Source organism: Enterococcus diestrammenae (genome assembly GCF_049384045.1).
Lineage (GTDB): Bacteria > Bacillota > Bacilli > Lactobacillales > Enterococcaceae > Enterococcus_C > Enterococcus_C diestrammenae.
In genome coordinates this window covers 279,008-298,625 of record NZ_JBMRGR010000001.1, presented here as the reverse complement: position 1 = coordinate 298,625, position 19,618 = coordinate 279,008, and the positions used below count along the sequence as shown (strand labels likewise).

At 44.1% G+C, this 19,618-nt stretch carries 19 protein-coding genes and 2 tRNA genes; all 21 read right to left on the bottom strand.

Features of this window, described 5'->3' with window-relative positions; genetic code table 11:
* Window positions 1-114: 114 nt before the first annotated feature.
* Window positions 115-2,301: a heavy metal translocating P-type ATPase gene (locus ACO03U_RS01455; RefSeq protein WP_423104382.1), complete on the bottom strand. Its 2,187-nt coding sequence runs from the start codon at window positions 2,299-2,301 to the stop codon at window positions 115-117.
* A 960-nt stretch (window positions 2,302-3,261) separates the two neighbouring features.
* Window positions 3,262-5,478, bottom strand: a complete 2,217-nt coding sequence (locus ACO03U_RS01450; protein WP_204684673.1) for a heavy metal translocating P-type ATPase — start codon at window positions 5,476-5,478, stop codon at window positions 3,262-3,264.
* Window positions 5,479-5,688 (bottom strand): copper chaperone CopZ, encoded by a 210-nt coding sequence (copZ, locus tag ACO03U_RS01445; protein ID WP_204684676.1) that lies wholly within the window; start codon window positions 5,686-5,688, stop codon window positions 5,479-5,481.
* Window positions 5,689-5,713: 25 nt separating this feature from the next.
* Entirely contained in the window at window positions 5,714-6,169 is a 456-nt protein-coding gene (locus tag ACO03U_RS01440) for a CopY/TcrY family copper transport repressor (RefSeq protein WP_204684678.1), read from the bottom strand.
* A 127-nt stretch (window positions 6,170-6,296) separates the two neighbouring features.
* Window positions 6,297-7,286, bottom strand: coding sequence for an aldose epimerase family protein (locus ACO03U_RS01435; RefSeq protein WP_204684680.1), 990 nt, complete (start codon window positions 7,284-7,286; stop codon window positions 6,297-6,299).
* Between the two features lie 210 nt (window positions 7,287-7,496).
* Window positions 7,497-7,568, bottom strand: a tRNA-Gln gene (locus ACO03U_RS01430).
* A gap of 6 nt (window positions 7,569-7,574) precedes the next feature.
* Window positions 7,575-7,658, bottom strand: a tRNA-Tyr gene (locus tag ACO03U_RS01425).
* Window positions 7,659-7,766: 108 nt separating this feature from the next.
* Window positions 7,767-8,000 (bottom strand): DUF2969 domain-containing protein, encoded by a 234-nt coding sequence (locus tag ACO03U_RS01420; protein ID WP_161869651.1) that lies wholly within the window; start codon window positions 7,998-8,000, stop codon window positions 7,767-7,769.
* 164 nt (window positions 8,001-8,164) lie between these two features.
* Entirely contained in the window at window positions 8,165-8,983 is an 819-nt protein-coding gene (locus ACO03U_RS01415; protein ID WP_204684681.1) for a helix-turn-helix domain-containing protein, read from the bottom strand.
* A gap of 460 nt (window positions 8,984-9,443) precedes the next feature.
* Window positions 9,444-10,091: a CBS domain-containing protein gene (locus ACO03U_RS01410; protein WP_204684683.1), complete on the bottom strand. Its 648-nt coding sequence runs from the start codon at window positions 10,089-10,091 to the stop codon at window positions 9,444-9,446.
* Between the two features lie 3 nt (window positions 10,092-10,094).
* Window positions 10,095-10,796: an ABC transporter ATP-binding protein gene (locus ACO03U_RS01405; protein WP_161869652.1), complete on the bottom strand. Its 702-nt coding sequence runs from the start codon at window positions 10,794-10,796 to the stop codon at window positions 10,095-10,097.
* Window positions 10,796-11,572, bottom strand: a complete 777-nt coding sequence (locus ACO03U_RS01400) for an ABC transporter ATP-binding protein (RefSeq protein WP_161869629.1) — start codon at window positions 11,570-11,572, stop codon at window positions 10,796-10,798. Before ACO03U_RS01400 ends, ACO03U_RS01405 begins: the two co-directional genes overlap by 1 nt.
* Window positions 11,572-12,531 (bottom strand): branched-chain amino acid ABC transporter permease, encoded by a 960-nt coding sequence (locus ACO03U_RS01395; RefSeq protein WP_161869630.1) that lies wholly within the window; start codon window positions 12,529-12,531, stop codon window positions 11,572-11,574. The genes ACO03U_RS01400 and ACO03U_RS01395 overlap by 1 nt, the downstream gene beginning before the upstream one ends.
* A 9-nt stretch (window positions 12,532-12,540) precedes the next feature.
* Complete coding sequence (locus ACO03U_RS01390) at window positions 12,541-13,422, bottom strand: branched-chain amino acid ABC transporter permease (RefSeq protein WP_204684685.1); 882 nt, start codon at window positions 13,420-13,422, stop codon at window positions 12,541-12,543.
* Window positions 13,423-13,495: 73 nt separating this feature from the next.
* Window positions 13,496-14,683 (bottom strand): ABC transporter substrate-binding protein, encoded by a 1,188-nt coding sequence (locus ACO03U_RS01385; protein ID WP_204684687.1) that lies wholly within the window; start codon window positions 14,681-14,683, stop codon window positions 13,496-13,498.
* Window positions 14,684-15,076: 393 nt separating this feature from the next.
* On the bottom strand, window positions 15,077-15,586 hold the full coding sequence (locus ACO03U_RS01380) for a GNAT family N-acetyltransferase (protein WP_423104381.1): 510 nt from the start codon (window positions 15,584-15,586) through the stop codon (window positions 15,077-15,079).
* Entirely contained in the window at window positions 15,583-15,870 is a 288-nt protein-coding gene (gene yidD / locus ACO03U_RS01375; RefSeq protein WP_161869633.1) for a membrane protein insertion efficiency factor YidD, read from the bottom strand. Before yidD ends, ACO03U_RS01380 begins: the two co-directional genes overlap by 4 nt.
* Before the next feature lie 187 nt (window positions 15,871-16,057).
* Window positions 16,058-16,789, bottom strand: a complete 732-nt coding sequence (locus tag ACO03U_RS01370) for a 3D domain-containing protein (protein WP_204684689.1) — start codon at window positions 16,787-16,789, stop codon at window positions 16,058-16,060.
* A gap of 386 nt (window positions 16,790-17,175) precedes the next feature.
* Window positions 17,176-17,352 carry a DNA-directed RNA polymerase subunit beta gene (locus ACO03U_RS01365; protein ID WP_161869635.1) on the bottom strand — a complete coding sequence of 59 codons (177 nt, stop codon included), beginning with the start codon at window positions 17,350-17,352 and terminating at the stop codon, window positions 17,176-17,178.
* An 89-nt stretch (window positions 17,353-17,441) separates the two neighbouring features.
* Window positions 17,442-18,749 carry a UDP-N-acetylglucosamine 1-carboxyvinyltransferase gene (murA, locus tag ACO03U_RS01360; RefSeq protein WP_161869636.1) on the bottom strand — a complete coding sequence of 436 codons (1,308 nt, stop codon included), beginning with the start codon at window positions 18,747-18,749 and terminating at the stop codon, window positions 17,442-17,444.
* Between the two features lie 86 nt (window positions 18,750-18,835).
* Window positions 18,836-19,072 (bottom strand): DUF1146 family protein, encoded by a 237-nt coding sequence (locus tag ACO03U_RS01355; protein WP_161869637.1) that lies wholly within the window; start codon window positions 19,070-19,072, stop codon window positions 18,836-18,838.
* Window positions 19,073-19,618 lie beyond the last annotated feature (546 nt).

The following is a 19,618-nucleotide window of genomic DNA, read 5'->3' as shown; positions in this document are numbered from 1 at the left end:
CGGCCATCACTGCACAAACTTCAATGGTCACATTATATCATAAACTCGCTGTTTCACCACCTACTACTGGCAAAAAAACACCACCCACAACTCGCGCTTTACAAAGAAGACGAGCTAATCTCGCTTGATTTTTAACGTCAAAGCATTGATTGCGACAATCACAGTACTCAAGCTCATCAAAATCGCCCCCACCGCTGGATTCAAAACAATTCCAATCGGAGCTAAAATCCCCGCTGCTAAAGGAATGGCAAAAATATTGTAACCAGCCCCCCACCAGAGGTTTTGAATCATTTTTTTGCGAGTTTGTTGGGCCAAGTCAAGGAAATGTAAAATATCTTCTGGGTTGGAATTGGTCAATACTACATCAGCTGAGTCAATCGCAACATCAGTCCCCGCACCAATGGCTATCCCGACGGTAGCACGAGCCAGACTAGGCGCGTCATTAATGCCATCACCAACCATGGCTACTCGTTTACCGGCTTTCGTCAGATCGGCAATAATCGTTTCTTTGCCATCTGGTAGCAGTTCAGCATGAAAACGAGTCACCCCTAAATAATTCGCCACAGCGCTAGCCGCATGTTGGTTATCACCAGTCAGCATCACCGGTTCAATCCCACGATTTTGCAGCGCTTTAATGAAGGCTTTGGCATTGGGTTTGATTTGGTCTCCCAAGGCAATCAAGGCCACCAAGTCATCATCGGCTAACAAGTAACTGATGGTATTGCCTTGCTCTTGGTAACGAGTGATTTTAGCGGTAGGAACCTGTAGAGTCAACCGTTGCAATTCTTTTTCATTGACGATTTTGATTGACTTGCCGTCAACAACCCCTGCTAGCCCTACGCCAGAAATATTTTTTACATTCTCAGCTATAGCCGGTTGGACCTTTTGTTCTTTGATATACTTCATGATTCCAGTAGCGATGGGATGATTGGCGGAAGCCTCCAAGGCCCCAAGCCACGATAGGAGTTTCTCATCATTATAAGTGGTGCTAAGATTTTCAAAACCGGTTACTGCAAAAGTGCCCGCTGTCAATGTCCCAGTCTTATCTAACAACACCATATCTAAATCATGGGCGTTTTCCAACGCATTGCGGTTTTTCAATAGCAAGCCATTTTTAGCAGCAATCGAAGTCGAGCGGGCCACCACCAATGGAATCGCCAACCCCAAAGCATGGGGACAGGCTATCACAAAGACAGTTACCATGCGATCCATTGCGGTTGGTAAATCAGCCACTAACAACCAAATAATAAAGGCCAACACCCCCACTGCTAAAGCGACATAAAAGAGCCATTTAGCCACTTTGTCCGCTAAACTTTCTAGCTGTGATTTTTCTGATTGGGCTCGCCGCACCATCTCCATCACTTTGGCTAAATAACCTGTCTCGCCAGTCCCGGTAACCTGGATCCGAATCGTCCCGTTCCCATTTACCGAGCCCCCGATGACCTTGTCCCCCACTTGCTTTTTCACGCCGCGGGATTCACCAGTTACGGCGGACTCATCGACGGTGGTACTACCTTCTTCAATCACACCATCGGTCGGCATCTTATCACCAGCTCGTACCAGAAGATGATCTGCTGCTTGAACTTCTTGTAAAGAAACTTTTTCTTCCTTGCCCTCCTTGGTCAGACGAATCACCGTATCTGGCAATAACTCTGCCAATTTTTGCAAAGCATTGCTCGCATTTGAAACAGCACTCATTTCAATCCAGTGGCCCAAAAGCATAATGACAATCAAGGTTGCCAGTTCCCAGAAGAAATCCATCACATGGGCACCATGGAGGAAATGATTGGCTACAAACGCATAGAGACTATACAGATAGGAAACAGTAATCCCCATCGCAATCAACGTCATCATCGCTGGGCTTTTTTGCTTCAGTTCCATCTTTGCCCCAGCCAAAAACGGTTGGCCGCCATAGCAAAAGAGCACCGTCGCTAAAATCAATACCACCCAATCAGATCCTGGGAAGGTAAACTGAAATGGCAAATCAATTCCCATCATGGGGGACAAAAGAATTATCGGAATCGCCAAAACTAGCGACAACCAAAATTTTTGCTTGAAGTTTCCCATGTGCATCGAGTGGTCCATCCCCCCCATGTCATGATCCATGTGGTTCATATCATGATGGGTCATCTGGCTGTGATCCATTTCCGACATGTCTTCCTGATGATGCATGTCGCCATGATTCATTTTGCTATGATCCATTTCCGACATATCTTCCTGATGGTGCATGTCGTTGTGGTCCATCTGGCTGTGATCCATTCCCGACATATCTTCCTGATGGTGCATGTCGCCGTGATTCATTTTGCTATGGTCCATTTCGGCCATCTCTTGCCCATTTGATTTGCGAGAAGTTGTTTCCTTTGCTCGCTGCTTAGCTAGCTTTTCAGACATTGCCAACACCCTTTCTTTACTTTCTTCTTTCATCGTAACAACAAATCAAGAAAAGTGAAACGAACTTGTTTAGCATTTAAAGCCAAGTATCCTTTGATTTGGTATGACAAACTTGTCTCAAGTACAAAGTCTGTCATACCTTAATCTAATAAAAAAGCCGGCCGGTCTTGCTTCCGGAGAATCCCTCGGGTGTTAGTGGGACCGGTAAATGCCAACTAAAGAACCGTTGTCATTTTGCTAGCTCATCTTAGCGATTTCTGCTTAGATGAACTGTATGCGTCATGCTTCTGATGGCTCCTTGCCGAAGTCAAACTTGTTGCAAGTCCAACAAAATCGTTGGGCAACAACAAGTAATTTGCTAGTTTATCTTAGCGCTCTCTGCTTAGATGCAACTGTATGCGCAATGGTCTTTTAGCCCTCGGACATCCTCGACACTACTACCGAGACATTCTCCTCCAGCAAGTCCGCCCTGTTTTATCGGTAAGCGATTTATTCTCTTTGCTTCGTAAAACCAGCAAATCATTTTCTTGTAGGGTAGCAGATGTACTGTGAAAAAGGTGAGATTTAGCAGAGTAGAATTGGATTGACAGTCGCTCTAAAGATGCGTAATGAATTACTTAGAGTTGTGGTGCTTGCACCACTTACTCTAAGTTTGAATGTGCAAGGCAAAGCTAAAGGTGCGTCTGCGCATACAGTTCATCTAAACAGACACCGTTAAGATGAACTAGCAAAGACAAACAGATTTTTTCGTTTGGCTTTTACCAGTCTAGCTACCATTAACCCAATTCCTAGGTCGCTAAATTTCACCTTTTTCGGGCATCTCAATGTCGGCATGATAGGCCACTTAATTACTGATACATCAATGGCGAACTAGCTAAGTTTTTTCCGATTTAAACTGAGGGAATTCAAAAGCACGCTCACCGAACTAAAGGCCATGGCCCCACCAGCTACAATCGGATTCAAAAATCCTAATGCAGCGAAAGGAATGCCAATCGTATTGTAAATAAAAGCCCAGAAAAGGTTCTGTTTGATTTTCCGCAAGGTTGCTTGAGAGAGAGCAATCATCTTGCCCACATACGTCAAATCACTGTGAATCAAGGTGACATCAGCGGTTTCCATCGCAATATCCGTTCCGCTACCCATTGCGATACCGATGTCTGCCAAGGCCAATGCTGGCGCATCATTGATTCCATCTCCTACCATCCCGACAATCTCGCCTTTATCTTGTAAATAGGCGACTTTCGCTGATTTGTCTTCCGGCAATACTTCGGCAAAAATATTTTCTACGGGAATCCCCACTTGTCGGCCAATCGCCTGCGCAGCTTTTTGGTTATCCCCAGTGAGCATGTAAACTGAGACTCCAGCTGTTTGCAATTGCTTGATGGCTGCCTGGGACGTCTCTTTGATTTGGTCTGCCACAGCGATCGCACCTAGCACTTTTTCTTCGTCAGCCAACAACATTAAGGTTTTCCCCTCTGCTGCCCACTGGTCGATAACGACTTGATAATCCTTTGCTCCAGCCAACTCTTTGACAAAATTATAGGTTCCTAAGCGGTAGTTCACACCAGCAACTTGCCCTTTGATACCAAAGCCTGGGACCGCAGCAAAATCAGATACTTCTTGCAAGTGAGCCCCTTTTTCTTGGGCGTAACTCAAAATGGCTTGCGCTAAGGGATGTTCCGACTGGTTTTCAAGACTGGCAAGCACTTCAAGATACCCCTCATCAGATAATTGCAAATCCGTCACGACGGGTTTGCCCACCGTAATCGTTCCTGTTTTATCCAAAATCACGCTGGAAATATGAGAGGCCGTTTCTAGGGCTTGTCCACCTTTGATTAAGATGCCATTTTTTGCACCTAAACCTGTCCCCACCATTATGGCAGTTGGTGTCGCTAAACCAAGGGCACAAGGACAGGCAATCACCAAGACCGCCACGCTATGAATCAAGGCTTGTTGCCAATCTCCCACAATTAAACCTGTCAACACTAAGGTCAACAAAGCGGCGATTAACACTGCGGGCACAAAGATACCAGAAATTTTATCGGCAATTTGTTGAATCGGGGCTTTTGACCCTTGGGCATCTTCCACCATGCGAATGATACGAGCTAAAATTGTCTCATTGCCGACTTTCAGAGCTTGCATACGAATGGTTCCAGTAGTATTTACCGTGCCACCAAACACCGTATCGCCAACCATTTTTTCCACCGGCAAGCTTTCCCCCGTCAGCATGCTCTCATCCACGGAAGTTCCCCCGTCAAGGATGGCACCGTCCACCGGAATTTGCTCTCCGGGACGTACTAAAATCGTCATGCCCACGCTTACTTGATCTAAAGTCAAATCGGCCACGCTGCCATCTTCAGCTACCACGCGGGCCGTTTTCGCTTGCAGACCCACCAATTGTTTGATGGCATTAGAGGTTTTAGTTTTCGCTAAGGTTTCCAGGTATTTTCCTAGGAGAATCAGCGCAATAATCATCCCGCTAGACTCAAAATAGAGTTCTTGTGGTTTTCCAGCGAAAAAGCCGTTGTAGACACTTAGTAAATAAGCGGCCGTCGTTCCCATCGCTACGAGGACATCCATGTTAGGGGCTTTGGTTTTGATGGCATGATAGGCCCCTTTATAAAAACGACTACCGATAACAAACTGAATCGGCGTCACCAAGATCAGCTGCACCCACGGATTGTGGAAAAAAGCCACCACTGGATTGTGAATGCCAGCTAACATCAGGAGCATCGAAATCATCAAGGGGGCTACCAAAATCCCACTGATTATCAAGTCTCGTTTCATTTTAAACAAGTGTTGCGCTTTTTCGGCGGCGACTTGCTTCTTATGATTTTCATCATCCAAAATTGCACCATAGCCAATATTGGTGACCGCAGCAATCAACGCCTCCGCTGTCGTCTCGGCATAAGAAACGGTTGCTTTTTCTGTTGCCAGATTGACGTTAGCTGATAAGACTCCCGGGGTTTGGTTGAGTTCCTTTTCCACCCGAGCTGAACAGTTGGCACAAGTCATCCCCGTAATCACAAAACTTTGTGTCTGGGTGCCTGCTACATTTTCTACTCCATTATCATGACTCACTGCCATTTAAATCACCTCAGTAGGGTAACCCACAGCGGTGACCTTTTCAGCAATTGCTGTTGGCGTTACTTGACTTTCATCGAATTTGACCACACCATTGGCTTTTTTTAGGTTGATTTTCACTTTTTGAATGCCAGGCAGTTCCTTGATTCCTTTTTCCACCCGTGCAATGCAGTGTTCACAACTCATACCTTTGATTGAAAATGTTTGTTTCATCTTAATTTCCTCCAATAACTCGTTTTTATTTTTGATGTTCCCGGCACTCACACTGGCCCGGGATACAATTACACTGAATTTCGGCGACCGGCGTCTTTTTCGCCAGAGCCTGTTGAATCATGGCAATATCTGCTGCCGTCAGCTGCGCCTCTGTCACCAAATCGGTAATGGCGCTCCCGACTTTTTTAGCACAAATCCGGGAAAACAGATTCTCTGTCGCGCTTTGTAAAGTTTCTTCTTCACCAACTTGAGGAAAATAAATGTATTTTTTGCCACTAGGTTCGGTGCGGACAGCTTCTTTTTTTACCAGCCGACCGAGTAAAGTCTTCACTGTGGCCAATTTCCAGTCCATCCGTTGGCCTAAAACATCAGCAATCTGCTGTGCATCCGCCTCGCCCAAAGTCCACAAGACACGCATGACTTCCCATTCCGAATCCGAAATCTTGATGGCATCTGTCGTTAGTAAATCGGTTTTAGCCATGAGGGTTCCCCTTTCGTTTACATCCGTAATCGTCATTGACACCGTCAGTTTACACTTGTAATCGATAGCTGTCAATAAAAAAGAACGGAAAACCTAAAAATCAGTTTTCCGCTCGTAAATTGAGTAATTAAAAATGTAATTTAAAGCTGCTTTCTGCCATAAATGGTTTTTCTGGATCAAGACGAATACTACCAAATTGGGGATACTTTTCTGTTCCAGGAATCCCTTGAGGTTCAATGGCAATCGCCGCATGTTGACTCATAACACCATTTTTAAAGTTCAAACCTGCTTCGGCATCCCGAGTCGTGTAAATCACCACAGCCGGTTCGGTGGTAGTCAATTCCATCGAAATCAAGCCGTCTGGTGAAGTCAGAACCAACACGCTCGCTTGGTTGTTATCAAAAACAAAAGGATCATCTAACAAAGTAGCGCCGATTTTCTTACCACCAAGGAAGTCAAATTTCGTTCCTGCTACATCCAAAAGTCGTCCAGTAGTGGTGATATCATCATTGGTTTCACCTACTTTGGAGGCCCGAATTTCTAAGGTATGTTCATCGATTGTATTGGCTGGTGAACCAGTCAAATTGTAATACCCATGATTGGTGGGATTGAAGATGGTTGGTTTATCTGATGTCGCTTCAAATTTAAAACTATAAACGTTTTCGTCACTCAAGGTATAAGTCGCTTTGACTTGAACTGTTCCAGGGAAGCCATGAGCCCCATCAGGATCTGTATAAGCGAATATCACGCCTGCTTTGCCTTCTTCTTGGAAAGGCGTGGCATCAAAGGTTTGCTTGTCATAGCCGTTTAACCCACCATGAAGGGTATTGCCTTGTTGACTATCTTCCGTGGTGAAGGTTTCACCATCCAATTCAAACTGGGCGCCAGCTACACGACCAGCGATTGGTCCAATAGTCGCATTGTAATATGGGTTCTCATGATAGCCTGCCAAATCTTTAGGCCCGACCATCAAGTCTACTTCTTTTTCGCCGACAGGGACGATCAAATCCAACGCCCGCGCCCCAAATGGACTCAGTGCTAATTTGACACCATTTTTGTTTTCAACCAAGTAATAATCTTGGTATGCCTCGTTATGCATTGCTTTAACTGTTGCCATTATTTTGTTCCCACCTTTATTTGCTTTGTAAGTCCTTACACAAGTCTTAGTATAAAGGTAACATTGCCTCGGGTCAAAGTTTTTTTAGTGATATTTACTACAAATATTTACTAACATCAACATGCCGGAAAATGAGCTTTAGTCGTACGAACAGCTTCAAACTCTCTAAAAAAACAAAAAAACGATTCGTCCCAATAACGAAGCGTAAAACTGGGGTAGCTGGATTCGAACCAACGCATGAGGGAGTCAAAGTCCCTTGCCTTACCGCTTGGCTATACCCCAATGAAATGGTGGAGGAGAGTGGATTCGAACCACTGAACCCGAAGGAACGGATTTACAGTCCGTCGCGTTTAGCCTCTTCGCTACTCCTCCATAAGTCGGTCTCAACTTGTTATCTCAACCCGACTTCATTATGATACTAAAAAACATTTTTGATTGCAAGTGGAAATTCCAATTTTTTTACAGGAAAACGTTTTTTTCTTAATCATGAAGATTATGCTGCATTAAAACCGCCTCAACAGCTAAATCCACTGACTTGTATGCCCCAAGATCTTCTTCACCTAGAAAGGCTTCATGTTCTTTTGGTCCCATAGTCAAGACTTCGCCAATCATTTTCTTGCCAATCAACAGTTGGTTGACAGTATACTCAGTACCTTTAATACTGCGAGTGGTTTCTTCCACTTTTACTTCGATATCTTTGTTTTTCTTGGACATGCTACTCACCTCGTTATCATACTCCCAGACGGTAATCGCTGCTACCATCTGATGTGCTTCATTCTGCCTAACTAGCTTACCACAGGCCATCAAAAAAAGCACGAGTCAGCGCGATTTTTGATGGCGAGATAGTCTTATTTTCTGAAGTTCTATTGTATCAAAAATTACTCATCCGTAAGACGTTTTTTCTTACGCCATAATTTACTCAGCTTCAATCCATACAGTTTGGTATATTGTTTAAAGAATACCGCTTCTGGATCAAGATAGGTCATTACCTGCATCAAGGCCTCGGCAGCTGTTTTTTGAATGGCAAACAAATCGTAGTTGCCATTCTTTTTACCATAAAACAAAGCTGATTTATTTCCCATAGTATGTTTTACATTAAAATATGGCGCGATAGCTAAGATTTCTAGTTCAGCAAATAAAATCCGCTTTAGTTTTTTTGTTTCAAACCACTCCACTGGTGTCGTTTTGAACAAACCAGCTGCAGTCAAGATCAAATAATAGCCATTATCTCCCCTAAAGTATTGTTGATAAAGTCGCGATTCTTCTGTATCAGTCGGACAATCTGCAGATAAGTTGCTACCAACACCTGTTGGCAGTGCCGGGATAACCGTTTGCCATAATACTTTTTCTGGTGCCAATTGATGACTGATTGGTATGAAAAACTTCTCTTCAAGAAAAGTAATTTGCGTCTCAGTTGGTACTTGGTTAGGGCATAGTAATTTTACTGTCTTCTCCGCCATATCCTGTGCAGTCATACCTGTCAAAGCCATGATTTTTTCCTCCTTTAGCTGCAACAGTTCATCTAAGGAAAAGTCATAGAGTATCGCCAGTTTCTTCAACATGGTTAAATCTGGAAGACTTTGATCCAGTTCCCACTTTGAGATACTTTGGCGGGAGATCACTAATTGATCTGCTACCTCCGCTTGTGACCATCCTTTCACTTGTCGCATCCCTTTCAAACGAGTTCCCATCGTCATGACCAGACTACCTTCTTTCAAATAAAAATACCATTATTCGTCTCGCATCAGTTTAGTGCATCAGCTTTAACTATCGCAACCACCAGTTGCAAGGCTACTGCATCAAGTTTCTTTAATGTTTTAAGTTAGCTGAGCTAGTCTTGCAATCCTCTCGATAGTTTTATACACAGAAAAAAACCGCTTCATAATTATTGAAGCAGTCTTCCTCCCAAATGTAAAGTTTTCTTCTAGCATTTCCTTAAAAGCAACTAACCGCCATCACAAAATCTCACGCTTTCCATAAAAGCCTCCAACAGTTCCGTCACTTTCCTTTGGGGCAACGACGCTTTTAACTTGCTCCGACTGATTTCAAAATAGGCAGTCGTACAAAACTTCGTGTACCAGAGATTCCAGTCTCATACCCCCACGGTTTCTCCTAACGCATCAGCATCAAATCACTGAGGGACCTTTCTCCATCACTTTAATGAGGATTCGTCGCCACCACGGCTTTGACAACAAAACCTTCTGCAGTCAACAACTGCCTTAGCATCTCCGTATTACGAGAAGACACCTGAATTTCGACAATCGTGGCCAACTCCATGCGATTTACCACGACGGTCAAAATACTGATTTCATGGTCGGCTAGAAGTTGGGTAATCTTTGCCAAAATCCCCTGATGGTCCTCTGTGATTTGAAGGGTAATGCGAGCTCCACCTTCGTTATAGCCGGTAATTTTCAAAAACGCATCAAAAATATCATTATTGGTAATCATCCCCACCAATTTCTCACCAGCTAAGACTGGCAAAACCCCGACATTATGTTGACGCATTTTGTAAATGGCATCTTCTAAAAGGTCATCTGGTGCAATCGTCAGTACTTTTTTCTCCATCACATCGCCGACTGTCGTCTTATTCAAGAGATAATTGGCTTCATACACGCTGAGGCTAGTGGCTTTGGAGGGCATCGCTTCTGCAATAATCCCCTCGGTAATCAAACCTACCAACTTTTCGTGTTTCAGTACTGGTAGTCGATGAATATCATTTTTCTTCATGAGATCCACCGCATCAAAAATTGGCGTCTCAGGTTTGACGGCAATCACATTTTTGGTCATAAAATCCTGTACACTCATCCTTTACCCTCCTAAATAAGCTTTCTTGACTTCTTCTGAGGCTAACAGTTCAGCCCCGGTGCCTGATAACACGATTTTCCCTGTCTCCAGGACATAGCCTCGGTGAGCGACTGAGAGCGCCATTTTGGCATTTTGCTCTACCAATAACACCGTGGTTCCCTGGGCATTGATTTCTTGAATAATGGAAAAAATTTCCTTGATAAAAATCGGTGCCAAGCCCATGGAAGGTTCGTCCAACAGTAGTAGTTTTGGTTTTGACATCAAGGCCCGCCCCATCGCTAACATCTGTTGTTCACCTCCAGAAAGGGTGGCCGCATCTTGATTTTTCCGTTCTTTTAAGACTGGAAATTTTTCAAAAACTTGATCGTAATCCGCTTTAACACCTTGATCTTTTCGAAGGTAGGCGCCCATCTCGAGGTTTTCCATCACTGAAAGGCCAGCAAAAACGTGCCGCCCTTCTGGAACTTGGGAAAGACCGGCTGCCACGATTTTTTGTGGAGCTGTTTTCGTAAGGTCATTGCCTTCAAAAAGGAGCTGACCGGTAGTTGGTCGAATCAGGCCGGAGATGGTGCGTAAAATTGTCGTTTTACCGGCACCATTTGCGCCAATCAAAGTGACGATTTCTCCTGGTTTAACCTCTAAACTGACATCATGAACCGCTTGAATCATGCCATAATGAACGGCGAGATTTTCAATTTTCAGCATCATAGCTCGCCTCCTAAATAGGCCGCGATGACCTGAGGATTGTTTTTGATTTCTTCTGGGGTGCCATGGGCAATCAGCTGGCCATACTCCAAGACATAGATCCGCTGGCAGACTTCCATCACCAAACTCATATCATGTTCAATCAACAAGATGGTAATTTGAAAATCTTTTTGAATTTTACGAATCAAGCTTGTCAGTTCCGCCGTTTCTTGGGGATTCATCCCAGCTGCTGGTTCATCTAAAAACAACAACTTCGGATCCGTCGCCAAGGCCCGCACAATCTCTAGCCGGCGCTGCTCCCCGTATGGCAAGTTTTTTGCTAAGGTGGCGGCTTTTTGAGCTAAGCCGAAAATCGCCAACAAATCCAAGGCTTTTTGTCGTAGCTCCTCTTCTGCTTGATAAAACTTTGGCAGCCGCAAGACACTAGTGAAAAAACCTTCTTTACGTTTTGCATTCATGGCGATTAGCACGTTGTCCATCACCGTTAAGTTTTTAAAGAGGCGAATATTTTGAAAGGTTCGAGAAAGCCCCGCTGCCGCTACTTTGTAAGGTTTCATGCCATTCAGACGCTGGGATTGCCCTTGTTCGTAAAATAAGACATCGCCACTGCTAGGTTCGTAGACGCCCGTCAGCAGGTTAAAAAGGGTGGTTTTGCCTGCGCCATTGGGTCCAATCAGCCCTACTAACTCATTGGTTTCCAACGTCATACTGACATGGGAAACGGCAGTCAGACCGCCAAAATTTTTTGTCAAATTATTCACTGTTAATAAAGGCATCAGACATCCGCTCCCTTCTTAGCAAATTTGTCGAAGATCCGTTTCACCGAAAATTCCCAAGTGCCTAAAAGTCCACTTGGTTTGAAAATCATGATGATAATCAAAGCTAACGCATAGATGATCATCCGGACAGAACCAAAATCTTGCAGTAAAGTGTTTAAAATGCCCAACACCACGGCGGCCACCACAGCACCAGTCGTGGAGCCCATCCCACCGAAAACGACGATGATCAAGATATCCACGGACTTCATAAAATCAAAGTCTCCAGGAAAAACGGATTGCTTGTAACCAGCAAATAAGCTCCCCGCCACGCTAGCAGTCATCGCGCCGACGACAAAAGCCATCACCTTGTATTTCGTGGTATTGACCCCCATGGATTCGGCAGCGATCTCGTCTTCTCTAATCGCCAAAACGGCACGGCCTGGGCCACTATGGATAAAGTTCACGACTATTAAAAGTGCCAAAGCAGCAAAGAGAAATACCATTTCCCAGCTAGTATATTGGGGAATTCCAAAGATTCCGGCCGGTCCATTGGTGATGCCCTCCAAATTCACAATTAAAATCCGGATAATCTCCGCTACTCCCAAGGTGGCAATCGCTAGATAATCCCCTTTTAGACGCAAGGTCGGAATCCCAACGGCTAAGGCCACCAGACCAGAAACCATCGCCCCCACCAACATTCCCAAAAAGAAACCGCCGTATGTGGGCATTTTCATACCAAAGATGGCTCCAGCATAGGCCCCAATCGCCATAAATCCCGCATGTCCTAAAGAAAACTGCCCGGAATATCCAATAATCAGATTCAACCCTACCGCTAAAATCACATTGATCCCAATATTGACAATAGCATTGTCCAAAAATAGATCGATTATCCCCATATTATAAAATACCAATAAAGCCAGATAACTAACCACCAAGATGGCTAGCCAAATCAAGTTGTATTTTAGATTCTTCCTCATGGCTAGCACCTACACTTTCTCTTTGATATTTTTGCCTAAGATCCCCGCTGGACGCACCAACAAGATGATGATCAGCACCAGATACACCAAGGCATCCTTAAACGCCGAGAAACCTAACGCCGTCGCAATTGTTTCGATCAAACCAATCACAAAGCCTCCCAATGCTGCCCCTGGGATGATGCCAATCCCACCTAACACAGCAGCTACAAAGGATTTCAACCCAGGGGCGACTCCCATCATGGGATCGATGGAATTGTAATACAACCCGATCAACATGCCCCCAGCTGCCGCCAAAGCCGAGCCTAACGCAAAAGTAAAGGAAATCGTGCGGTTGACATTGATCCCCATCAATTGCGCAGCATCCCCATCGACAGAAACCGCCCGCATGGCTTTCCCCATCTTGGTCTTTTGGATGATGACTTGCAGCAAAACCATCAATAACAAAGAGACGAATAAAATAATCAACTGAATATTGCTGACTTTGATGATTCCTAAATCATAGCTTTGTTGCTGAATCACTTGAGGAAACGACCGCGCATCCGACTTGAAAAAATAAGTCATCACATTTTGAAGTAAATAGCTGACCCCGATAGCTGTAATCAAAGCTGAAATTCGAGTGGCTTTTCGTAACGGACGATAGGCCAGAAACTCAATCAAGACTCCCAGTACGGCGCAGACTACCATTGAAACAATCATCGCCGGGAAAAAGCCGATATTCTCGTTGTAGTTTAAAATAAAATAGCCGATAAAACTCCCAATCATATAAACCTCACCATGAGCGAAGTTAATCAGTTTAATAATGCCATAGACCATCGTATAGCCGAGAGCCAATAAAGCGTAGATCGAGCCTAAAAACAGCCCATTGACTAACTGTTGCAGGATTATTTCCATAGCGTCACACTGCCCTTCTTTTAGCCCAAAAGAGGAACGCCTACAAAAGACGTTCCACCTTGGTTTTTTTATCTTACGGGTTCACCACATCAGCAGAGGCTTCGACACCTTCTTGCATCCCCAAAACCACGGCTGATTTTTCAGGATTATGATCCTTGTCGATCGTCATCTTGCCAGTGACCCCTTCGAAATCTTTCAGCTCTGCTAAGCCTTTGGTGATGGCTGTTGAATCAGCAGACCCTTGCTCTTCAATCGCTTGTTTCACCATGTAAACTGCGTCATAACTCAAGGCATTGAAAGAAGAGGGTTCTTTCCCATATTTTGTTTTGAAAGCATCGATGAAAGTCGTCACTTTTTCACTTGCGTCCACTTTCGTTGAGAAATGAGAAGCATAATAGATATCATTGACATTTTCTTTGCCAGCAATTTCCACGTATTTTGGATCAGAGAAACCGTCAGGGCCCAAAATTGGAACGTCAATCCCCATTTCTCGAGCTTGTTTGGTAATCAAGCCTGTTTCCCCGTAATACCCTGGCAAATACATCACGTTAAAGTCTTTGTCTTTAATCTTGGTCAAGACAGCTTGGAAGTCTTTGTCCCCTTTAGTAAAGTTTTCTTCTGCGACAATCTCCCCTTCGTAGGCATCCTTAAAGGCTTTGGTCAACCCTTTGGCATAATCACTGGAGTTGTCCCCCAAAATAACCGCCTTATCGGTTTTTAAGGTTTCGTGAGCATAGACAGCCAAGACTTTACCTTGGAAACTATCCTGGAAGCAAGTACGGAAAGCATATTCCTGCACCTTGCCATCCTGAAGGGTAATGGAGTCATCCGTACCAGAAGGTGTCACCAATGGTACTTGGACTTTCGTCGCATTTGGTAAAGCAGCTTTCACCGCACCAGAAGTCGCTGGGCCCAAGATTGCCACCACCTGATCTTGCGTCGCCAAACTCGTAGTTACCGAGACCGCCTCGGTACTGTTGGATTTGTTGTCTTTTGTGATCAATTCGATCTGTTTTCCATCAATTCCACCAGCCTCGTTGATTTCCGCAACGGCCATTTCGATTCCTTCTTTTTCTTGGTTCCCGTAAGCAGACACATCACCGGATAATTCCATATTCATTCCCAGCTTAATGGTGTCGCCACTCTGCTTGTTGCCCCCATCAGCTGTCGCCGAACCGGCTGTTCCCGATCCTTTCGGTGCCGCACTACAAGCTGACAACAGCAGCATCCCCATAAACAAAAACGCCAATTTCTTTTTCATCGCTTTTCCTCCAAATTCTTAATAATTATAAAAGAATCTCTCTTCAAGTATGTTTACAAATATACTGAAACTTTCATGACAAGTCAATACAATTGTCTGAAAATTCCTTTTATTCAGAGAAATAAATCCACCATTTTCTAAAATTCAGATTTCTTGCAATCTTCCCCAGCTAAAAATCATTTAAAGCTAATCTTATTTTTATCATTTTATCATATTGAGTAAAAATCCCAAACTAATTCACTAACCTTTCTTCAAAAGAACTGACACTTGAAGGCTTGCCTTTTATTAAAATGCTTGAAACCACATTCTCAACTCTCCCAGACGAAAGCAGAAATCAAGTCAAAAAAAAGCCGCTCCAACATTGGAGACAGCTTTATTTTCTTGCTTTTGTTATTACCTAGGTTTTCTTTCCAAAATAACTTGGTTGCGGAGTTGTTGTCCGTCCTCAAAGATAGGCTCGGGATAATGCTGAACAAAATAGTCTTTCACAAGAGCGATTTGGTCAAAACCCTTTTTCTGGTACAAGCTTAAGGCTGGTGAAGTCAGATCTCCGGTTTTGACAATGATGGGCAAGTTATCGGCTTCTGCATCGATGTTTGCTAAACAAGCATCCATCAGTTTGCCACCGAGGCCTTGCCCCTGTCGTTGGGGCGCCACTGCGACGTTCAAAATCTCCCAGTTTGCTGCTTGCTTTTCAAAGACCAAACTCCCGATAACTTCCTTAGCAGTCTCCGGAAGCTGCGACTTTCCCTTCGCCATTGCTTCAGTCTCGAAGGCCACGAAGACGCGGCTCCTGGTTAAGTAACTTTTAACAAGGGCCACATTGGGATCAGCATCTAGTAACAACGCCCAGTTTAACAAACGAGGAAACTCTTGATGGGGCAGCTCACTGATCATGATCATTTATTGGGAACTCCTTTGCGAAAAGTATAATTGGGACGTTCTTTATCCACGGTATTGCGTTTTAGGGAAAAATTGCGGGGGACATAATCGATGCCACCTCGTACGAAAGGATGACAACGTAAAATCCGGGCCGTCCCCATCAAAAGCCCTTTAAAGGCACCATGAACTTGAATGGCTTGAATCATATAACTCGAACAAGTGGGGTAATAGCGACAGCTGGGGGGAAATAACGGGGAAATAAACCGTTGGTACCCTCGCACCAGCGCAATCATGATACGCTTCATCACATTTCCTTCTTTCTACATTTCAAATCATAGCTTCTTTCCTATCAAATTTCAAGGATTGAAACTGACGGACTGCATCGGCTTCATTGCTTCGCCAGAATCTAGGAGCCCCATTTCAAAGATCCCTTTCCAGCAAAGAAAAAGACCGAAGCATCCGCCTCGATCTCAATTAACCATTCAATCATAATTAACCTAGTATTGTCACTTGAACTTGACGACGGCCCCAAGCGTAACACTGGGCAGCGGTAGAAAAATGAACATCGATGATATTGCCACGGATGGCACCACCAGTATCTACTGCATAAGCTTCGCCGTACCCTTCAATGTACAATCTTGTCCCCAGGGGAATGACGTTAGGATCCACAGCTACTGCCATAGGATTTTCTAATAGATTCTGACCTGTTGCGGTGATATGTCCCCCACCCAATGAATCAGCTGGATCAGAACTATAGGCAGTCGATTCCATCGTGATGGTCTGACCTCCACTTGGGGCAGTAGAAGCCTGTTCTTCTGCAGCAGCTTCTTCCGCCGCAACCCGTTCAGCTTCTTCTTGAGCTGCTTTTTCGGCAGCTGCTTTAGCGGCCTTTTCAGCAGCTTCCTTGGCGGCTTTCTCTTTAGCTGCTTTCTCTTTGGCTGCCTTTTCTTTCGCAGCTTTCTCACGAGCAGCCTTTTCTTTGGCGGCTTTTTCCTTAGCGGCTTGTTCTTTGGCAGCAATATCTGCTTTCACCAAAGTAACGGCTTGATTATCTTGACTCACTTCTGCCAATGAAGCAGATAAGTTCATAACAGTTTCTTTTGCTACGATTTCTTGCTTGATAGGCGCATCTTCTGATTGATTCTCGTTGGCGTATACTGGTAAAAGGCTGCCAAACGCTAATACGGCGGTCGCTCCAATCAGTGGCCATAGACGTGTATTCATAAAGTGCTATTTCCCTCCTACTTGCTCACGAGGAATATCTTAACACGCCCTCTCTTGCCGTTGGTTACAAACGGGTTAAGCGCAATTAACAGAGGAGTGTAAAGCGCTCTCTATCTTGTTACAATTGAAACACTTTCATCTGATTATCATTATCTGGTGATTATCAAGCATCCAAAACAACTGATTTAACAGTGAATGAACAAACATAGATTAAAATAAAATGAAAATTGTTTGGTAACCTTTTGGATGCCCATGGTTTTGTAAAAGCTCACGAATTTAGCCGCTTTTGCCTTAGGATTATCGTAAAAAACGACTACTATTACATTTTTGTAACAATTAAGTCAAAAAAACAGTCACTCTGCAATAAGAGTGACTGGCTGCTAAAGCTATTTCATGAAATCTAAAATGTGGGTCCAGAGGCCTGGGTAGAATACTTTCAAAGGCATGCCACCACCGATACCGCCATAACCAATCATCGTGCCGAGAATAAACAATCCCAACGCCAACAAAATAACGACTAAAATCTTGACCAGAGTCGTCAAAATATAACGATTTAAACGCATGGGAACACCTACCTTTATCGTATTCTTAGCCAGCTAAAGAAGTGTAGCCGACTAGCCTCTTTTAAAAAAAGCGGGATTCATTTTACTAATTAAGCAATCGTGGTCGTTTGATTTTCGTTAGCGACGACTTCTTCCGTGTCTACCCGTTGAACATTGGCGCCAAGAGCCTGTAATTTTTTATGGAATTGGTAATAGCCCCGGTCCAAGTATTTCAAATTACGTACGCGAGTGATGCCATTTGAAGTCAAACCCATCAAGATCAACGCAGCGGCAGCCCGCAAATCAGTAGCATATACCAACGCCCCTTGCATCGGATGGCCCCCTTCAATGATGGCCACGTTGCCGTCGATTTTCACATGAGCATTCATTCGACGCATCTCTTCTAAGTGTTGGAAACGATTTTCGAAAACAGTTTCTGTGACGATGCTTGTCCCTTTTGCCAACATTTGAACAGCTGTCATTTGCGCTTGCATATCTGTTGGGAACCCTGGATGAGGCATCGTCTTCACATCAGTTGGTTTCAAGACTGCAGGACCAACAACACGAATCCCATTTTCTTCTTCAGTGATTTTCGCACCCATTTCCGTCAATTTGGAAATCAAGGGACGGTTGTGCTCACTGATGGCATCTAAAATCAAGACATCCCCTTGCGTCATTGCGGCCGCTACCATAAAGGTCCCGGCTTCGATCCGATCTTGCACGATGGAATGGGTCACGGAATGAAGATGATCCACGCCTTCGATACGCATCGTTTCAGTCCCAGCTCCATGGATGGAAGCACCCATTTTATTCAAGATATTGGCTAGGTCAACAATTTCAGGTTCCCGAGCAACGTTTTCAATGATGGTTGTGCCTTTTGCTTTGACCGCTGCCATCATGATGTTTTGGGTTGCACCGACACTTGGGAAATCCAAGTAGACGTTATTGCCTCGCAAACCATTTTCAGCGATGGCTTCGATATAGCCGTCACGTTGATTGATGGTGGCACCTAACGCAGCAAAACCTTTTAGATGCAAATCGATGGGACGTTTGCCAATCGCACAGCCACCAGGCATCGCTACTTTGGCATGTCCATTGCGGGCCAAAAGAGGTCCCATGACTACGATGGAAGCTCGCATTTGGCTAACCAATTCGTAAGGGGCTTCGACTTTCAATTGTTTGGTTGCATCGATCGTCACTTGATTGCTCGCTTGATCAAAATCAACAGCGACATTTAGCTGACGAATGACTTCATTCATAATCAATACATCGGACAAGATTGGTACGTTCTTTAAGGTCGTCACGCCTTCTTCCGCTAGCAAAGTTGCGGCTAGGATTGGTAATACGGCATTTTTAGCGCCTTCAATTTTTACTGTACCTTTTAGTTGATTTCCACCTTGGACGATGATCTCTTCCATAATATTCCCTCCAGAATAGCTTTGACTTTCTTAGCAGCCAAAATTCCCACCATTCGCGTCACTTGTACGCATGGGTTTTGTATTTTTTAATTTGTAAATGTCAAAAAGATGTTTTTGCATAAAGCCAAGAGCTCTAAGAAAAAGGTACTCGCCTGATAGCCGACTACGATGGCAACCAATGACAAGACCAAGCGCACTTGGTGGGTGTGGTAAGCACGAAAGAATGTATCCAGACGAATGGCTTTCAAGCCCCAAAAGGCCAAATAAATAAATGCCAAGTGGCTGACAATGCGCACCACAGCGTCCGTTCCATAGAACTGCATAGCACCCCTTCTTTCAAAAAACTCAATACGTAGATAGTACCATAAATACGCTAGAATGAAAAATTACTTTTCTTGCCTCAAAACTTTTAAAGGTTTTTTAAAAGCTTCCTAAGCTCTCATGACTGTTGTGACAAGGTTTCTAACTAGGGTTGAAAAAGTGCGATAACAAAAGGTTTTTAATGCCTCCTGCACTTTTGAAACAGGAAAATTCGCGAAATAACAAGGAAATAATGGACATTTTTTCGAAAAAATTTTCATAAAAAATGACTAGCTATTTGGCCTACAATTAACATTTTCTTAAAATTTACATTACTGTTTTCATTCCTCGTAAACCTAGTGACCCACAGAACCATAACTCCAGCTAGCAAAAAGATAAAATAGCCTTCGTTGTTATTCAGTTACCCATAGTTTATCAGGTTTCCCGAAGCTTTGCGAGAAACCAGTCTGCTCGTCTTTTGTGTTTTCAATATGCCAGCTGCTAAGTCCCAGAGGCAGTTTGCTGTATATTGGAAAAGCTAAAGGAGCCTCTACCGCTCTTGAAAAATT